The sequence below is a fragment of the Halomonas sp. DP3Y7-2 genome (assembly GCF_019800795.1).
GTDB lineage: Bacteria > Pseudomonadota > Gammaproteobacteria > Pseudomonadales > Halomonadaceae > Halomonas > Halomonas litopenaei_A.
The window spans coordinates 91,807-109,185 of sequence record NZ_JAHVKJ010000004.1; the positions used below are offsets into that span (position 1 = coordinate 91,807).

At 62.0% G+C, this 17,379-nt stretch carries 12 protein-coding genes; 9 read left to right on the top strand and 3 right to left on the bottom strand.

The annotated features are described in order from the left end of the window. Positions 1-326: 326 nt before the first annotated feature. The gene (locus KUV45_RS05095; protein ID WP_222164241.1) at positions 327-2,783 is read right to left on the bottom strand and encodes a DUF1266 domain-containing protein; all 2,457 of its coding nucleotides are present in this window, start codon (positions 2,781-2,783) and stop codon (positions 327-329) included. A 370-nt stretch (positions 2,784-3,153) separates the two neighbouring features. Between KUV45_RS05095 and KUV45_RS05100 the strand changes: the two genes are divergently transcribed. From KUV45_RS05100 to KUV45_RS05110, 3 genes are all read left to right on the top strand, one after another. Then, positions 3,154-4,593: an NAD-dependent succinate-semialdehyde dehydrogenase gene (locus tag KUV45_RS05100; RefSeq protein WP_206944390.1), complete on the top strand. Its 1,440-nt coding sequence runs from the start codon at positions 3,154-3,156 to the stop codon at positions 4,591-4,593. 167 nt (positions 4,594-4,760) lie between these two features. Then, a complete protein-coding gene (locus KUV45_RS05105) occupies positions 4,761-6,053 on the top strand; it encodes an aspartate aminotransferase family protein (protein ID WP_206944392.1) in 1,293 nt (430 codons plus the stop codon). Between the two features lie 181 nt (positions 6,054-6,234). Next, positions 6,235-7,653 (top strand): amidase, encoded by a 1,419-nt coding sequence (locus KUV45_RS05110; protein WP_222164242.1) that lies wholly within the window; start codon positions 6,235-6,237, stop codon positions 7,651-7,653. Positions 7,654-8,952: 1,299 nt separating this feature from the next. On the opposite strand, the gene KUV45_RS05115 is transcribed toward KUV45_RS05110, so the two are convergent. Next, positions 8,953-9,192 (bottom strand): GlsB/YeaQ/YmgE family stress response membrane protein, encoded by a 240-nt coding sequence (locus KUV45_RS05115; RefSeq protein ID WP_206944395.1) that lies wholly within the window; start codon positions 9,190-9,192, stop codon positions 8,953-8,955. A 370-nt stretch (positions 9,193-9,562) separates the two neighbouring features. After that, positions 9,563-10,117 carry a DUF924 family protein gene (locus tag KUV45_RS05120; RefSeq protein ID WP_222164243.1) on the bottom strand — a complete coding sequence of 185 codons (555 nt, stop codon included), beginning with the start codon at positions 10,115-10,117 and terminating at the stop codon, positions 9,563-9,565. A gap of 161 nt (positions 10,118-10,278) precedes the next feature. On the opposite strand from KUV45_RS05120, the gene KUV45_RS05125 reads away from it, so the two are divergent. The 6 genes from KUV45_RS05125 to KUV45_RS05150 all read left to right on the top strand — a co-directional run bounded on the left by KUV45_RS05125 (position 10,279) and on the right by KUV45_RS05150 (position 17,367). Further along, positions 10,279-10,500, top strand: a complete 222-nt coding sequence (locus KUV45_RS05125) for a hypothetical protein (RefSeq protein ID WP_222164244.1) — start codon at positions 10,279-10,281, stop codon at positions 10,498-10,500. A 359-nt stretch (positions 10,501-10,859) separates the two neighbouring features. Then, the gene (locus KUV45_RS05130; protein ID WP_222164245.1) at positions 10,860-12,455 is read left to right on the top strand and encodes a solute:sodium symporter family transporter; all 1,596 of its coding nucleotides are present in this window, start codon (positions 10,860-10,862) and stop codon (positions 12,453-12,455) included. 167 nt (positions 12,456-12,622) lie between these two features. Further along, entirely contained in the window at positions 12,623-13,615 is a 993-nt protein-coding gene (locus KUV45_RS05135; RefSeq protein WP_224852169.1) for a GlxA family transcriptional regulator, read from the top strand. A gap of 97 nt (positions 13,616-13,712) precedes the next feature. Further along, positions 13,713-14,891: an MFS transporter gene (locus KUV45_RS05140; RefSeq protein ID WP_222164283.1), complete on the top strand. Its 1,179-nt coding sequence runs from the start codon at positions 13,713-13,715 to the stop codon at positions 14,889-14,891. 20 nt (positions 14,892-14,911) lie between these two features. Next, a complete protein-coding gene (locus tag KUV45_RS05145) occupies positions 14,912-16,315 on the top strand; it encodes a YcjX family protein (RefSeq protein ID WP_222164246.1) in 1,404 nt (467 codons plus the stop codon). After that, a complete protein-coding gene (locus tag KUV45_RS05150; RefSeq protein ID WP_222164247.1) occupies positions 16,312-17,367 on the top strand; it encodes a YcjF family protein in 1,056 nt (351 codons plus the stop codon). The genes KUV45_RS05145 and KUV45_RS05150 overlap by 4 nt, the downstream gene beginning before the upstream one ends. Positions 17,368-17,379 lie beyond the last annotated feature (12 nt).

The window sequence follows — 17,379 nt, forward strand, 5'->3', positions numbered from 1 at the left end:
CAGTATCCTGTTGACTCGCACATCCGACCAACAGGCCAAGCATCATCATAGCCGCTGTCACGCGGCAGGTCTGGGCGACGCTCATGCGACACACACCTCATTCCCTGAACCGGACCCGCTGACGACAGATCCGGCGCCCAAGAGCCCCTGTGGAAGTGACGCACTAGTGCCACTGCCACAATACCCTCAGCTACGCTAGTGGATCGACGACCCCCTTCTTTACGGGGGGTCTGACGAAAGTTCTCATGGATAGTAGCCAAAATAATCTGTTATGACGATAGATCAGGACAATTTTTTGGCACTTTTTTTCTGTTGTTCCAAGACGATCAGTGCAGGGTTCGACCATCTCCCGGCAAAGTATCAATATGCAGAGGTGCCCAGTGTCGCGGGCGCGCCCCCGGAAAGTCCAGGCTCGCCCAGGTTCCCGCGAGGGGTGGAGCTCCCGACAACCAGGCGATCAAAGCCTGTCGAAAACTGGCCAGAAATGACTCGCGCTCTGGCGTCTCACCCATGAAGAACGAGAATCCTGCGTACAGCCCTCTTGCGTAGTCCTGCCAGCCGGCATAGTGGGTAGATGCCAACTGATAGGCCCGTTCAAGCAGGGCCAGAAAGTCTGGCTGTGCCAGCCACCCAAGCTGTCGACCGGCAATGGCAAGGTCGACGGCCTGTGCCAGATCCCAGGCACACATGTCGATATCGTTGCAATGGTCGGCATTGTCGCGAACACGCAGCAGGCGCAGCAGGTGATTACGCTCCTCCTCATTGCACTCCCCGGACTCAAGAGTGGCAATCTCGGAGTTCAAGCGCGCGGCATTCAGGGTGTAGGGCGCATAGTTGATCTGATACTCCTGACGATCTCCCACATCGAGCAGAAAGCGCACGAAATCGATCAGCTCCGTCGCCGTATGCAGCCCGTAATGGCCATCGATCCAATCGCGGATCGACGCACCCTCACGATCGCTCTCTGGCTGTGGCAGACTCCAGGAGGCGGTATTCAAAGGTCCGACCAGAGACAGCGCCGTAAAATGCATCAGACTGGGCCGCTCTCCCGGCTCTCGCCAGTCCCCGCCCTGCCAGGTCAGCCAATGAAACAGACTGCCAGGATCGTCCAGGTGCCAGCGAATCTCATGACTCAACGTCGGCTGTTCAGGCTCCGGTAGCAGACTGTCCCAGGTCGCCCACGCTTCGAGTAGCCGCTTTGGCGAACTGTAAAAACGGCACAGGACATCACGCAGTGCTGCCGCCATTTCCTCAAGACTGGCGGCATCAAACTGCTCACTATCCATGCTCATCAACAGGTAGAAAGCGTACTTTTCCGCCATATGAATGGTGGCCGAGTGGCGCGTGGCCTTGGCCAATCCGTCACGCCCGGAGATGTCGCCAGCGGGCGCATCACCAAAGGGGGTTCGGGCGGAGGGCAAGGCACGATGGGCAGCGTCGGCCGCCAGTTGGTTAAGATGATGGGCCTGGGCCGGTAACCAGTAGCGAACCAATGCCCGGGCCCCTTCGTCCGGATGCAGGTCCAGCGTCTCGACCAGATACTTGCGGGCTTCATCTCGGCGGGACTGCACCAGTGTCGGCGACGGCCCTTGGCGCGCAGCCAGTTCGGGCTCGCGTACCGAGGCCAGGGCGAGCACCCAGTGCCGCGGCGATAGACGAAAGCCACGGGCGGCCTCGCGCGAGGCCTCAATCATGCCTTCGTCCAACAGCTCCGCCAGACTGTCCTGCCAGGGGCTGAGGGGAGAGCCCATCAGCCATTGCCAGTCCGCGGCCAAGCTGGGAAGCCGGTCCTGACCTTCGAACAACCCACGCCCCCGCTGGTAGGACCGAGCCAACGCGCTCCAATCACTGTACCGACGCTGCACCAGGTCGGCAGCGTGATAGGCCATTAGAGCTGCGTCGCTGGGGGACAGCCAGCCCATGCAGGCGCCCGCCCAGGCCAGGTCCACCGCACGCAGCCAGTCCCAGGCGGCCCACTCCAGCGGCTCGCCCTGGTCGATGTAACGGCACAGCAGGCGGCCGTAGGCACGCTCCTGGGGGCCAAGACCTTCACACCACGCCTGTCGCTCTGCGGTGCTGACACTCATCAGTCGCGAGGCGTCGATATCCCACCCCTGCCGGTCGCCTTGGCTCGTCAGCCAGAGCAGCGCCCGCTCAAGATCCTCGACACAATGAATCTGCCAGACCTCAGCCAGCCAGGTATCGACACCCTGCCAGTCGTGCTGACTGGCTGGCGTGACCAGCACGGGAGAGAAGGCAGCACGCAGGCGCCAGACACGATCCTCGGGACTATCCGGCCATAGCGGCCCGACAGATGCCTGGGCGAGGCCCTGTTCCAGCAATGGCCAGGTGATACCAGCACCTTCGCCCTCCAGCTTGGACAAGGCTCGGCAGGCATCGAGCAAACCTTCGTCGCCGTGCAACCAGCCTTCCCGACCACGCGCCTCGCACAGGGCCTCAAGCCAATCATCCAGGCTGTCGTAGCGGCGCTGAATCTCGCGGCAGCGATTGACGGCCCAGGACCGGGCGACATCGGCTGTCAGCCAACCGGCAGCCCCACCCAGCGCAATCAGCTCCAGAGACGCCAGCAATTGCGATGCGGATGCATGACCGGCCGCATCCAGCTCAAGCAGACGCCAGGCCAGCTCACCTCGATCCACCACTTCAATGGCAGCCAGGCGCTCAAGCGCCGCCTCTTCCGGCAACGTCAAAGGGTCAGGCATGAAAGCCCAGTCACACAGCACCAGTTGCTGCGCCCACCAGGCATTGAGCGGATCAACCAAGTCTCACCTCGCTGGAACACAAATATCAGGCCGGCCCGGCAGAAGCCTGCTACGGGGTTTCACTCTTCACTATGTTGCGTCGCCGTCTCTACACAACTGCGCTTGTCGACAGGCAACCCCGCAGTGGCCGCAGAGCCAACGTCGCAGGCGGTGGCAACAAGACGGCGACATAGTGTACCGGAAACTGCTCGTCGCGCCGATGCCAATGTCCTGTTCGAGGGGTGAACGATGGTCGTGCTGTGCGCTTCCACCGGATTCTTCAAACAGCCGTAAAAAATTATGGTCACGCCCCTTGGCGCCATGTTTCAAATAATGCACACTCGTCAATCATGAGATAACACCTATTCCCTGACTTTCGCGGAGCCCCCCCATGTCCAACGCTCAGGACCTGATTATCGACAAGGCTTACATCGGCGGCCAATGGCGTGCCACCGACCGTCGCTTCAGTGTGACCAATCCCGCCACGGGTGCCGTTCTGGCAGAAGTACCGGACCTCGGTGCCGATGAGGTGAAAGAGGCCATCGGCGCCGCTGATCAGGCCTGGGCTGGCTGGAAGCGCAAGACCGCCAAGGAGCGCTCCGCACTGCTACGCGCCTGGTTCAACGCGATCATGGACCATCAGGAAGCCCTCGCCGAGCTGATGACCCTTGAGCAAGGCAAGCCGCTGGCAGAGTCTCGCGGCGAAGTGGCCTACGGGGCTGCCTTTGTCGAGTTCTATGCCGAGGAAGCCAAGCGCATCGCCGGCGAGACGCTGCCAGGCCACGGCCAGGACAAGCGCATTCTGGTATTCCGTGAACCGGTCGGCGTGGTCGCTGCCATCACCCCGTGGAACTTTCCGCTGGCCATGATCACCCGCAAGTGCGCCCCTGCTCTGGCAGCAGGCTGCACCGTGGTGGTGAAGCCGGCGGAGGCGACCCCTCTGACCGCCCTGGCGCTGGCCAAGCTGGCAGAAGAGGTCGGCATCCCCGCTGGTGTCATCAATATCGTGACCTCCAGCTCGCCTCGCGAAGTGGGCCCCGTGCTGACCGGTGACGCTAGAGTGCGCAAGGTGTCTTTCACGGGCTCTACTCCGGTAGGCAAGATTCTGCTGGCCCAATGCGCAGATACCGTCAAGAAGGCTTCCATGGAGCTAGGTGGCAACGCTCCCTTCATCGTCTTTGATGACGCTGACCTGGACGCAGCCGTGGAAGGCGCCATTGCCTCCAAGTACCGCAACTCCGGTCAGACCTGTGTGTGCACCAACCGCTTCCTGGTTCAGGACGGGGTGTACGATGCCTTCGTCGAAAAGCTGGGCAAGCGCGTTGCCCAGCTCAAGGTGGGCAACGGCCTGGAAGAAGGCGTGGTCCAGGGCCCGCTGATCAACGCGGCCGCGGTGGACAAGGTGCAATCGCATATCGCTGACGCCCTCGACAAGGGTGCGCGTCTGGTGACCGGTGGTGAAGCTCTGGAAGGCACCTTCTTCCAGCCCACGGTGCTGGCCGATGTCACCACCGCCATGCGCGTGGCCAAGGAAGAAACCTTCGGCCCGTTGGCCCCCATCTTCCGCTTCAGCAGTGACGATGAGGCCATCGCCATGGCCAATGATACCGAGTTCGGCCTGGCTGCCTACTTCTACGCCAGCGATTACCGTCGCATCTGGCGCACCATGGAGCAGCTGGAGTACGGCATGGTCGCCATCAACGAAGGCATCCTGTCTACCGAACTCGCGCCCTTCGGGGGCGTCAAGGAGTCGGGTCTTGGTCGCGAGGGTTCGCGCCATGGCCTCGACGAATACACCGAACTCAAGTACGCCTGCGTCGGCGGCCTGTGAAAGCCGGGCGACCAGCCGTCTGCCTCATGCCACGAACGCCAGAGGAACACTTGAGTTAGACCGTGCATCCTCACCACAAAATATGCCGGGACGCGCACTGCGCGTCCTGTCGTTAACGTCTACCCTGAACACACTCTCTCCACACTGCAGGCACAAGGAGTCTGAAGATGTCCAACGCACAACTGAACGAACTCAAGCAAAAGTACGTGGCCAAGGGTGCCGCCAGCCCCGCGACCGCCTTCGCAGACCATGCCAAGAATGCGGAACTGTGGGACGCCGACGGCAACCGTTTCATTGACTTCGCCGGCGGCATTGGCGTCCTCAATATTGGTCACTGCCACCCCAAGGTGGTCCAGGCGGTCAAGGACCAGCTGGACAAGGTGATGCACACCTGCCAGACCGTGATGCCCTATGAAGGCTACGTCAAAGTGGCCGAGAAGCTGGCCGAGATCACCCCGGTGCGCGGCGATGCCAAGGTCATGCTCGCCAACTCCGGCGCCGAAGCGCTGGAAAACGCGGTCAAGATTGCGCGTGCCGCGACCGGCCGCAACAACGTCATCTGCTTCGACGGTGGCTACCACGGCCGTACCTTCATGACCATGGCCATGAACGGCAAGGTGGCTCCCTATGCCAACGACTTCGGCACCATGCCGGGCTGCGTCTTCCGCGCCGGCTACCCGGTCGCTGAGCACGGCATCAGCGAAGAGGAAGCCATTCGTCGCCTGAAGATGGTACTCAAGACCGACGCCAACCCGGCCGACACCGCGGCCATCGTGCTTGAGCCTGTGCTGGGCGAAGGTGGCTTCTACCCGGCTCCGCAGAGCTTCCTCGAAAAGATTCGCGAGATCTGCGACGAGCACGGCATTCTGATGATCATCGACGAAGTTCAGAGCGGCTTCGGTCGTACCGGAAAAATGTTTGCCATCGAACACAGCGGCGTTCAGCCCGACCTGATGACCATGGCCAAGAGCATGGCAGCGGGCATGCCGATCTCAGCAGTGGTCGGCACTGACAAGCACATGGACGCCTCCGGCGCCAACTCGCTGGGTGGCACCTATGCCGGTAGCCCAGTGTCCTGCGCCGCCACCCTGGCGGTACTAGAGGTGTTCGAAGAAGAGGATATCCTGGCCAAGAGCCGCGCGCTGGGTGACAAGCTGGCACAACGTTTCGCCCAGTGGGCCGAGACATTCGACGCTGTCGTGCACCCCCGCAACCTCGGTTCCATGGCCGCCTTCGAACTGAACGGCAAGGATGGTCAGCCGGCCCCCGAGCTGGCCGCTGAACTGTGCAAGCGCGCTCGCGAGAACGGCCTGATCCTGCTGTCCTGCGGCATGTTCGGCAACACCATTCGCTTCCTCATGCCGGTCACCATCGAGGACGCGGTTCTCGAAGAAGGCCTTGGCATCATCGAGAACGACCTCAAGGCCATGCTGGGCAGCACTGCCGCCGCCACGGCGTAATGCTCAGACGCTGACGGCCCACCGCCGTCATGCCTCGACGCCACCGGCTGATGCCGGTGGCGTTGTTGTTTGGGGGCAGTGAAACAGCAGCAATGCTCGCCCTTGCGGGCAGCCAGATTGGAAAAAATGTGCCCAAACAAGCTACGGTAAAGCCTCACTCATGGACGCGAGGGACCCGACCATGCAAGAGGATGAACTAGGCAATATGGGCGTTGCGGCACTGACGGAACATTACCGCAATGGCAGCGTCTCACCGCTGGAAGCGACTCGAGCCGCCCTGTCCAGGATTGAGCGCTTTAACCCGACCGTTAATGCCTACACCTATATCGATGCCGAAGGCGCCGAGAAAGCCGCAACAGCCTCGGCGCGGCGATGGGGGCAAGGCAAGCCACTCAGCCCCATCGACGGCGTACCGGTCTCCATCAAGGACCTGACCAACGTCGCGGGCATGCCAACGTCAAATGGCTCGCTGCTGGGGTCTCGTCAGCCCTGTGACACTGATGCGCCACCGGCCCGGCGACTGAGAGAGGCCGGCGCTGTTCTGCTGGGCAAGACCAACACGCCGGAAGATGGCTGGAAGGCGGTCACCGATAACCGCGTGTTCGGTGCCACCTGCAACCCCTGGGACACTCGCCTGACGTCCGGCGGATCGTCGGGAGGTGCTGCCGCAGCTGCCGCCCTGAACATGGGAGTGCTGCATCAAGGTGGCGACTCTGGCGGTTCCATTCGCATACCCGCCGCCTTCTGCGGCGTCTTCGGCTTCAAACCAAGCTTTGGCTGGACACCGCAGTGGCCGCCAGCGGAGGCCCCGACGCTTTCCCATATCGGCCCGATCACGCGCACGGTGGAAGACGCCGCCGCCATGCTCAACGTCATTGGCCGCTACGACTACGTGGACCCCTATGCTACCCGAGGTCAGCCGAGCGACTGGGGCCAGGACCTGGGCCAGGACTTGCGCGGTCTGCGCATCGCCTTCTCCACCGATCTCGGCTTCGCCGAGGTGGACCCTCAGATCGTCGCCAAGGTCAGAGAGGCCGCCCACCACCTCGAAGCCTTGGGTGCCGAGGTCTGCGAGGTCAACCCAGACCTCCCGTCGCCCCTGTGGATCTTTCAGCGACTGTGGTTTACCGCCTCACTGGAGATGGTCTCGCAGCTCAGTGATGACGACCGTGCCAAGCTGGACCCCGGCCTTTACGAGAATGCCTTGCGCGCAGAGGACTGGAAGGCCGTAGAGCTCTTCCGCGCCCAGGCCGCCCGGGCCGACCTGACGATGCGCCTGGAACAGTTCAATCAGGACTATCACCTGCTGATGACCCCATCCGTGCCCATCAGTCCCTTCGAGATTCACCACCAGGTGCCTCCGGGAAGTGGCATGCGCGACTGGGAGGAATGGGCGCCCTTCTCCTACCCCTTCAACCTCAGTCAGCAGCCCGCAGCGTCGGTTCCCTGCGGCTTTACCGAACAGGGACTGCCTGTCGGTTTTCAACTGGCGGGAGGCAAGTACGATGACGTCAGGGTGCTCAGGGCGTGCCACGCGTACCTGCAGGCACACCCACCCCGCTTTCCCTCCCTGCCTGACCCCGCCCGTCATGCAGGCTGAATGGCGCTTGCCATCGGCGCCAAGGGAAGATCAAAAATTAAACACAACATAATGGCGCTGCTACTTCAAACCCACCACTTAACCCAATAACAAGCCCCTTCCAGCGCCCTACCCGTATGAGAAAAGCGAAGGTATCCCGACCTTCGCTTTTCTCCACCACCACATTGGCGATTTAGTGGCATTCAAACTCCGCGACGAGCCCTGTCGAAGGAATCCTCATGGGAATACCATTTACCACACTAGGAACAGATGAGACGAATGCATCATCCTCATTTCCCGTTATGGTATAGTTCGAGTCGCCACATACCTCTTCAGCCTCTTCTCTCACATTGTCCATGTGATCCGATTTTGATGCCCAAACATTACCACTACTCGTCACTCTGTATTTATGCGGCCCGATATTTTCGGAATGGGCTATTGAGCATGCTGAAATCAAGAAAACGCAGCATAGCGCGATGATAAATATAAAAAAATTTCTCACAATCTGATACCCCTTATTCTTGGAAAACCTGGTAAACATGAGTATGCACAGCATCTGAGGCCACTTCTCACTATCACAACTGTCCTCGCCTATTTTGAGAAAGGATCCTTCAAAGGCTGCCTATCGACTATGCAAATCTCTAACACGACCACACCACTCATAACCATCACAAACTTGACCTAGATCAAAACCCATGAGGCAAAGAAAGCGTTCCACCTCTATATTAATGAGCACACATACTTTACCCCACGTCATTAATTGGAAGCTTATCCCATACGGTGGACGACATAGTTTGCTAGCTAGAAACAACGAATACACGGCTTCACCTAGTCAGCAAGGCCGTTGTACTAACGACTAACTCCGGACCCAATCTTGAAGAACACATCATGGTGCACGTTATCATCGAGTAAAAACGGAGCAACCGAGTGATAGCAAGTCTGCTCGAGCGGTTACCGCAGGCGACCAATCGAAAAATGACTCACTATGGATAGCCCGATGACAGGTATCCTGCATATCAGCGCAATATCGTCACCGCATGCCTCCCCGACCAGGTAAACGGCGACCTTCATCATCTGTCGACCACGGGCCGCAACCTCTATCGCTGCTTTGAAACACCCTGCAACGCTGCCTCAGCGGTAAGCGTCATGGCGAAGAGCGCCTACCGGGCAGCCATGGCGTGAACAAGAGAACCGGCGTAACGAGATGCCTAGCCCGCCCAAACGCCAAGGGCCCGGTGCAATGCACCGGGCCCTTGGCGTTTGGGCGATGATGACGCTCCTTATAAGGCCATATCACCCCTCAACGGTCGTGAGTGAACGCTAACCTCGTAGCTTTCCCACGCCCCACAGCAATACCACGGCACCTACCACGGCCGTCACCAGTGAGCCGATGAATCCTCCACTGGAAAGCCCAACCAGGCTGAACAGCAGGCCACCGATCAATGCACCAACGACACCAACCCCGATATTGCCAAGCAGACCGAAACCACCGCCACGCATGATGTTGCCTGCGATCCAGCCGGCCAGTCCGCCAATGATCAACCACGCGATAAAGCCCATTGCGTTCTCCTTCGTCGCTGAATGAAAGCTTGCGGTTCTGCGGTACAAGCCCCCCAGCGGCAAATCCCTTGGCCGAGGAGCAAGACCTTCAGGCGTGCCCTAGAGGCCATCGCCCATGCACCTACAGCTATACCATTACATTCATGCATACGAAAGTAGCGATCTGTATCTCGAACCATGCAAGAGGAGGCCTGGCTAAGCACCAGCAGCCCCTGCCGCGGCCACCCTAGATGGTCAACAGCCGTGCTCTACCGCCACCGCACACCACCATGGAGCCACCAGCAAAACGCAATGCCTGTCCTTCATCAGCCCCGCACAGCTTGCGAGCCCTCACTCACCGCGTCTGCCTTCTGGCCTCACCGAGTCACCGTCAGAAGCGATTTCCCGGCTCGGCGAGGAACGCCTCTTCCTCTGGCGTGGAACGCCGCCCCAAGGCAGCGTTGCGCTGAGGATAACGACCGAAGCGGAGCAGTACCTCCCGGTGCCGGTGCTCATGGTGCAAATTGCTTTCCAGTCCCAGTTGGTCAAACAGGCGCAAGGCTTCCTCGTGTATCAGCAGTGACTCGCTGTGCATGTAGGGCATGTAGAGAAAGGCACGCCAGGCGACATCCAGCACCCGATCCGCCCCCTGTGCCACCGCCTCCTGCGCCAGCACCAATGCCTGGCCATCGCAGGCGAAGGCAAGCGCACTATCACGGTGGATGTTTCGCGAGAACTGATCCAGGACCAGGATTTCCGCCAAACGCCCGCGTGCCGAGGTACGCCACTGCCAGGTCTCGGCAGACGCGGCAGCAGACAGCGTCGCACTGAACGCATCGCGCATGCGTTGGTCCAGGTCGGCGTCCTTGGCAAACCACTGCCGCGGCGTCAACGTGTGAAACCAGAACTCGATGACCTCATCGGCTCGCGCTACCGCTACTGACATGGCATTCTCCCCCTCCCAGAAATCCTCTGCCATTGGCGCCCGGCTACCGGCATTAGGGCGCCGGCACCGGATGATGGTCTACCACCACGACGCGCCAAGATGGCATTGTGTGTTCGCTCGCGTGACTCACCCGGCCACCTACCTGCTGGATCCCATCACCCATGACACCCTTCGAACTGCTTCGCTCGCTGGCGGTCGTCTTTCATATGTCTGGCCTGGTCGTCTGCCTGCTGGGTCTGCATATCGCTCGCACCCATCGCTGGCCAGGGCGGCTTCTGGCCGCCTGCGGATTCATCATTGCGGCAACGCCTACATTGCTGCAACTATTTGGCATCGTTGAGCCTATGCCGGTTCCAGCAGTTCTTCCGGAACCACACGGCTAAGACAAAAGATGTATGGCTCGAGCGTGATAGCCACATAAACTAGCCAACATGCTGCCAACAGGCACTATATCGACGAACTTAATCCTTTAAGAAACGGAAAAGCGCGTTCACCTCAGGCGGCCTGACCGCGCTGGCTCCGCCATCGCGACCAGCATGTGCAGGGGCGATCTCGATACCGATCATCAAGTGAAGCGATACAGCTGCAATACTGCATACAGCGTCCCGGGACCCTTGACCACCGGTTAGCACCGGCGGGGGACGCTACCACTGACCCCTTGGTCGGCCAGTACCGTCGTCGCCCCCACGGCACGCGCAGCGGGAACGCCGCCACCGCGGAACACGATTGCAAGGATGACACTATGCCCCTACTGACCTTTGCGTCCTTTTTGTTCTTTACCGGCCTGGTCGCCTTCATCACCTGGCGGATCACCCGCCGGGACGACCATTCCAGCACCAGCGGCTTCTTTCTCGCTGGCCGCAGCCTGACCTTCCCGCTGATTGCGGGCTCATTGCTGATGACCAACCTGTCCACGGAGCAGATGGTGGGCTTGAACGGCTCAGCCTTCACCGATGGCCTTAGCGTCATGGCCTGGGAAGTGGTCGCCGTCATGGCACTGGTGGCGCTGGCACTGTTCTTTCTGCCGCGCTTCCTCAAGAGCGGGATCGCCACCCTGCCCCAGCTGTTGGAAATCCGCTTCGACAAGGGCACCCAGCTGATCACCAACGTGATCTTCCTGATCGCCTACGCGGTGGTGCTGCTGCCGATCATCCTGTATTCCGGCGCGATCGGCCTGCAAGGGATGCTCGACCTGTCGGGACTGACCGGGATCGAATCCAGTACCACGCTGCTATGGCTGACGGTATGGATTGTCGGCATCATCGGTTCCATCTATGCCCTGTTCGGCGGCCTGCGCACGGTGGCCGTGTCCGATACTCTCAACGGCATCGGACTACTTGTCGGTGGCTTTGTCATTGTCTATTTCGGCTTGCAGGCCGTCAGCGACAGTGGCGGCGTTCTCGCCGGCTGGGACATCCTCAAGCAGGCCAACCCCGAGAAGATGAACTCGATCGGGGGCAGTGACCAGAGCGTACCGTTCTTTACCCTCTTCACCGGGGTCTTTCTCATCAACGTGTTCTACTGGACCACCAACCAGCAGATCATCCAGCGCACCTTTGCCGCCAAGAACCTGGCCGAAGGCCAGAAAGGCGTGCTGCTGACGGGCTTCTTCAAGCTGCTGGGTCCGCTTTACCTGGTCCTGCCCGGCATCATTGCCTATCACCTGTATGCCGACCAGGGCATCAAGGCGGACGAAGCATACGGCCACCTGGTCTTTAACGTGCTGCCCGCGCCGCTGACAGGCTTCTTTGCCGCGGTGATGGTTGGCGCCATCCTGTCATCCTTCAACTCGGCGCTGAACTCTACCACGACGTTGTTCAGCCTGGGCCTCTACAAGGCCGTACTCAAGAAGGACGCCAGCGAGGCCCAGGTGGTCAGGTCCAGCCAGGTGTTCGGTTGGATCATGGCAATCTCGGCCATGACCATTGCGCCCCTGCTGGCGGGTCAGGAAAGCCTGTTCGGCTACCTGCAGAAAATGAACGCCATCTACTTCATCCCCATTCTTGCCGTGGTAGTCGTCGGCCTGCTGACCAAGCGGGTACCGCCCATGGCCGCCAAGATCGCTCTGGTCGGCGGCTGTCTGATGATCTTTGCCGGTTACTTCATTCCCCCGTTCAACAAGCTGCCCGTGCTGATGCACGAATTCCATTTCGTTGCGCTGGTCTTCGTGTTGCTGGTGGTCATCATGCTGCTGATCGGCAAGTGGCGCCCACGCACCGACGCCTGGCAGCAGGAGGACGTCGGCGCCGTGGATCTGACACCCTGGAAAGGCGCCGTTCCCGCAGGCATCCTGCTGGTCGTGCTGGTGATTGCCATCTACGTGGCCTTTGCTGGCTGAAGCCCCCCACTCCCTCGAGTCGCCTCCACAACGCCTCGCTCCACCCCACTGGAGCGGGGCGTTGCTGATTGCGAGCCCCATGTCCGGATCGGTGGGGTACCTGTCCTTGCCGCCACCCTCACCAGGCGCCATCATCAACACGGCTTCCACGACATGCCGAGACCCCGATGATGGACATTAAAGACGTTGCCCTGCTGGCCTACCCCGATTGCCAGATGCTCGACGTCACGGGGCCCTGGCAGGTGTTCGCCACGACCAATGAGGTGCTTGGGCGCCGCCACTACCGCCTCCAGCTGATCGGGCGCGGCGACGAGGTCATGTCCAACGGCGGGTTACGCCTGCGACCGGACCTCGGCTGGCCTCAGTGGGAGGCGGGCGACGGTGGCCAAGTGGATAACGCCACCTTGCTGGTGGCCGGAGGACACGGCGTCTTTGTGCAATGCCAACAGGGCCGCTGGCGAGAGCGCCTCAACCGAGTGGCGCCACGCCTGGACAGGCTCGGGTCGGTCTGTACCGGCGCCTTTCTGCTGGCCGATGCTGGACTGCTCGACGATCACGACGCCACCACCCACTGGCGGCACTGCGAGCGCCTGGCCCAGACCTTTCCCCAGGTACGCGTGCAGGCAGATGCGCTGTATGTCCATGATCGCGGGCGTTACACCAGCGCAGGGGTGACGGCGGGTATCGACCTGGCCCTGTCACTGGTCGAGGCAGATCTAGGCACAGACGTGGTCGCCACCGTCGCCCGAGAACTGGTGATGTTTGTCCACCGCCCTGGGGGCCAGTCGCAATTCAGCGAGCTGTTGGCCCGCCAACACGCCAGCGGCAGCCGTCTGCGTCCCCTGCTGGAGCGCCTGCACGCGGCACCGGCAACCGATATGGACCTGCATAGCATGGCCGAACAGGCCCATATGTCGTCGCGCCACCTGTCTCGACTGTTCCGTCGCCAACTGGGCACGACGCCCATGGAGTACCTCACCCGAGTGCGCCTGGAGGCCGCCCGGCAGGACCTGATTCGTGGCGCGTCGTCACTCGAGCAACTGGCATCGCACTGGCGCCTGGGCACCAGCGAGCAGCTGCGACGCCTGTTCCAGCGTCACTACGGCGTATCACCCTCGATCTACCGAGCACGCTTCGGCACGTCATCCGAAGCCAGCTGACGCGTTATCCCCCAAGCCAACTGACGCCTGGTCCCCCACCGGTCATCTGATACATCACACAGGAGTCCCCGACATGCACGACGCCACTCAACCGCGACTGCCCACCGGCGTCGTTCTGCTATCACTGTGTCAAGCGCTGCTGGTCAGCGGCAACATCCTGCTGATCGCGGTGTCTCCGCTGATCGGCCAGGCCCTGGCTCCCACGCCGTGGCTGTCGACATTGCCGGTCGCTACCCAGTGGCTTGGCTTGATGCTGGCCACCCTGCCCGCATCACTGATCATGGGGCGACTGGGACGCAAGCGCGGATTCGTGATCGGCAACCTGATCGGACTTGGCGGCACCGTGGCCGCCTGCGTGACGCTGGTCGCCGGCAACTTCGTCGGCTTCGCGATGGCTACCACCGCGATCGGTATCGGCATTGGCTTTGGCCAGCTCTACCGCTTTGCCGCCATCGAGATTGCTCCGGCCCAGGCACGGGACCGGGCTGTCGGCCTGGTGATGGGGGGCGGCGTGCTGGCGGCGTTTTTCGGCCCCTGGCTTGCCAGATTCAGCCAAGACGCGTCGATCACCCCGTTTCTCGGCAGTTTCATTGGCCTGGGGGCGCTCTATCTGATCGCCCTTGGCCTGCTGCTGGTCATTCCCCTTCCCCCCGTTGACCGCCAGGCGCGCAATGAGCCCGCCCGTCCCATGGCCGAGCTGTTACGGCAAAGCAAGCTATGGCTGGCCATTCTCGGCGCCATGGTGGGCTACGGGGTGATGAACCTGGCCATGACGGCAACGCCCTTGGCCATGGCCACCCACGGTCACGCGTTTCACCATGTCTCGATGACGATCCAATGGCACGTATTGGCCATGTTCGTGCCGTCCTTCTTCACCGGGCGATTGACCCAGCGCCTGGGCGCCCCGAGCATGATCGCCCTGGGCTGTGTGCTGCTGATGGCCAGCGCACTCACCGCCCTGGGGCCCTCGACCATCGCCGGCTTCAACATTACCCTAGTGCTGCTCGGCCTCGGTTGGAACTTTACCTTCCTGCCCGCCACCGGCCTGCTGACCGAATGCTATCAGCCCGCCGAAAAAGCGCGGGTCCAGGCCCTCAACGAGTTTCTGGTGTTCACCACCGCCGCCATCACTGCCCTGGCAGCAGGCCCCCTAGTGGGAGTGCTGGGATGGCAGACATTGAATCTGTGGCTGCTTCCCATGGCGGCCCTGCCGCTGGTAGTGATCGCGCTACAATCGCTTGTCTTTGCGGCACGGCGCCCTCAGATTAGGGGGTAATCTGACAGGATGGAGCCGCAATGCCCACGGACCTGACCCGTGATCTGATGGATCTGATCGAACGTGGCCGAGACCGCCAGCTACGCCTGGCGGTCACCGGCCTGTCTCGGGCGGGCAAGACAGCCTTCCTTACTTCGCTGGTGGATCAGCTGCGCCATGCTGGCCTGGAAGCGCGCCTGGACTTGCTTGCTGCCAGCCGTGAGGGCCGTCTGCTGGGCGCCCAGCGGGTGGCCCAAAGAGACCTGGGCGTGCCCCGCTTTCCTTTCGACCAGGCTCGCGCCAGCCTGGAACAGATTCCACCGCGCTGGCCAGAGCCCACCCGCGGCATCAGCGAGCTACGCCTGACCATTCGCTACCGTCCGCAGCGCCAATCCTGGTTCAGCGCCGACAACGCGGAGCTGACCCTGGACCTGTTCGATTATCCGGGGGAATGGCTGCTGGACCTGCCTCTGCTGGATCACACCTTTGCCAGCTGGAGCATGGCCCAATGGCAAGCCATGCAGGAGAGCGCCGGCCCGGCACGACGGGCCATGCTGGCGCCTTGGCAGGCCTGCGTCGATCAACTCGACATCGCACAGGAGGCGGATGAAGCTCTCCTCGCCGATATCAGCGAGCAGTATGCCAGCGGACTGCGCGCCGCCCGTGAGGCGGGCTTTTCGCACCTTCAGCCAGGGCGTTTCCTGCTGCCCGGAGAGCTGGCCGGCGCCCCCGTGCTGCAGTTCTTTCCGCTGCCCGGTCTTGACAGTCACTCAGCCGAGACCCTGGAACGCTTGCCTGAGTCGAGCGTGTATCGGACGCTGGCACGCCGCTTTGCCCACTATCAGCAACATATCGTCAAGCCGTTCTACCGCGATCACTTCCGTCGATTCGACCGCCAGATCGTGCTGGTCGACGTGCTGGGCGCCCTCAACGCCGGCCCTGAACGTTTCGAGGACCTGTCCCAGGCGTTGCAGCAACTGATGCAGAGTTTCAACTACGGCAGGCGCAGCCTGTTCAGCCGCCTGTTCACACCGCGCATCGATCGCCTGGCCATTGCCGCGACCAAGGCGGACCATGTCACGCCGGATCAGCATGCCAGGCTTGTCAGCCTACTGGAGGCACTGCTCGCGGAACCCCTGAAAAATCTCAAGTACGCCGATATTCCGGTCAAGGCACTGTCGCTGGCCTCCATTCGCGCCACCGAGGCGCGTGAGGTCACCCATCAGGGACGTACATCGCCGGCCCTCAGGGGCACCACCCTGGACGGCGAGTCGCTGCTGACCTTCCCGGGAGAGGTGCCAGGCCGGCTTCCAGACCCTGCCTTCTGGGAACGTCAGGGATTCGACTTTACCGCCTTCAGGCCGCAACCGGTGACGGCAGGAGCCCTGCCCCACATCCGCATGGATCTGGCGCTGGATTGGCTACTCGGAGACAAGCTCAGATGACCCAGGACTCGCCGAACGACCCGCGCCCCTCGGTGCGCTTTGCCGAGCAGGATGACGCCACCATCGGCTCTTTCCATGACCCCAGGCCTGGCCAGCGCTTCGATGAAGGAGTCGACAGCCGGGCGCTGACGCCCACCCCGCCAGCCACTGCCGACGACGATCGGGTGGACTTGGCGGGCACCCTTGGACGCCCTCGCAAACGCCGCTGGGGACTGGTGACGGTGCTGCTCGCCACTACCGGCCTTGGCGCTGCCGAACTGGTGACCGGCGTGCCCCAGACTCTTGCTGGGGGAGACCTGCTGGCGACCGGCTGGCAGCTGCTGGGACTGACGGCCATTGGACTTGGCGGAATGGCGCTGATGCGTGAGCTGTTTCGTCTGAAGCGATTGAAGCGCCACGATCAGCTGCGTCTGGCCCTGGCGCAGATGCATGAGCGCTCGCCCAAACAGGCACTGGCGCTGGCTCGGCGCCTCAAGACTCAGCTCGCTCTAGGCGATGACGACCCCCACTGGCATGCCTTCGAGGCGGCGCGAGAAGCGCACCATGATGGCCAGGACCTTCAGCAGCTGGTGGCGCACCACTTGCTGGCGCCGAGAGATAGAGAGGCCCAGCGCCTGATATCGCGAATGAGCGGAGAAACCGCGGTCATGGTCGCCGTCAGCCCGATGACCCTGGTGGACATGACCCTGGTGGCATGGCGCCACCTGGCGATGGTGGACCGGTTGTGTCGACTCTACGGGCTGGAGCTGGGCTACGCAGCCAGGCTCAAGCTGCTGCGCAGCGTGCTGTATCAGATGGCCTTTGCAGGCGCCACCGAGCTCGCCACCGACGCCAGCGTGCAGATGCTGTCACTGGATCTGGCCGGGCGCCTTTCGGCCCGCGCCGCCCAGGGCCTTGGCGTGGGTCTGCTCGGCGCTCGGCTGGGGCTTAGGACCCAGCGCCTGGTACGGCCGCTGACGTTCAGCCCGGAGCAGCGGCCCCGTTTGGCCGACCTTCGCCGCGACCTGTGGCGCCAGCTAAGACGCATGGAGGCGCCCAACAAGGACGCCTGAATCACCTTACAA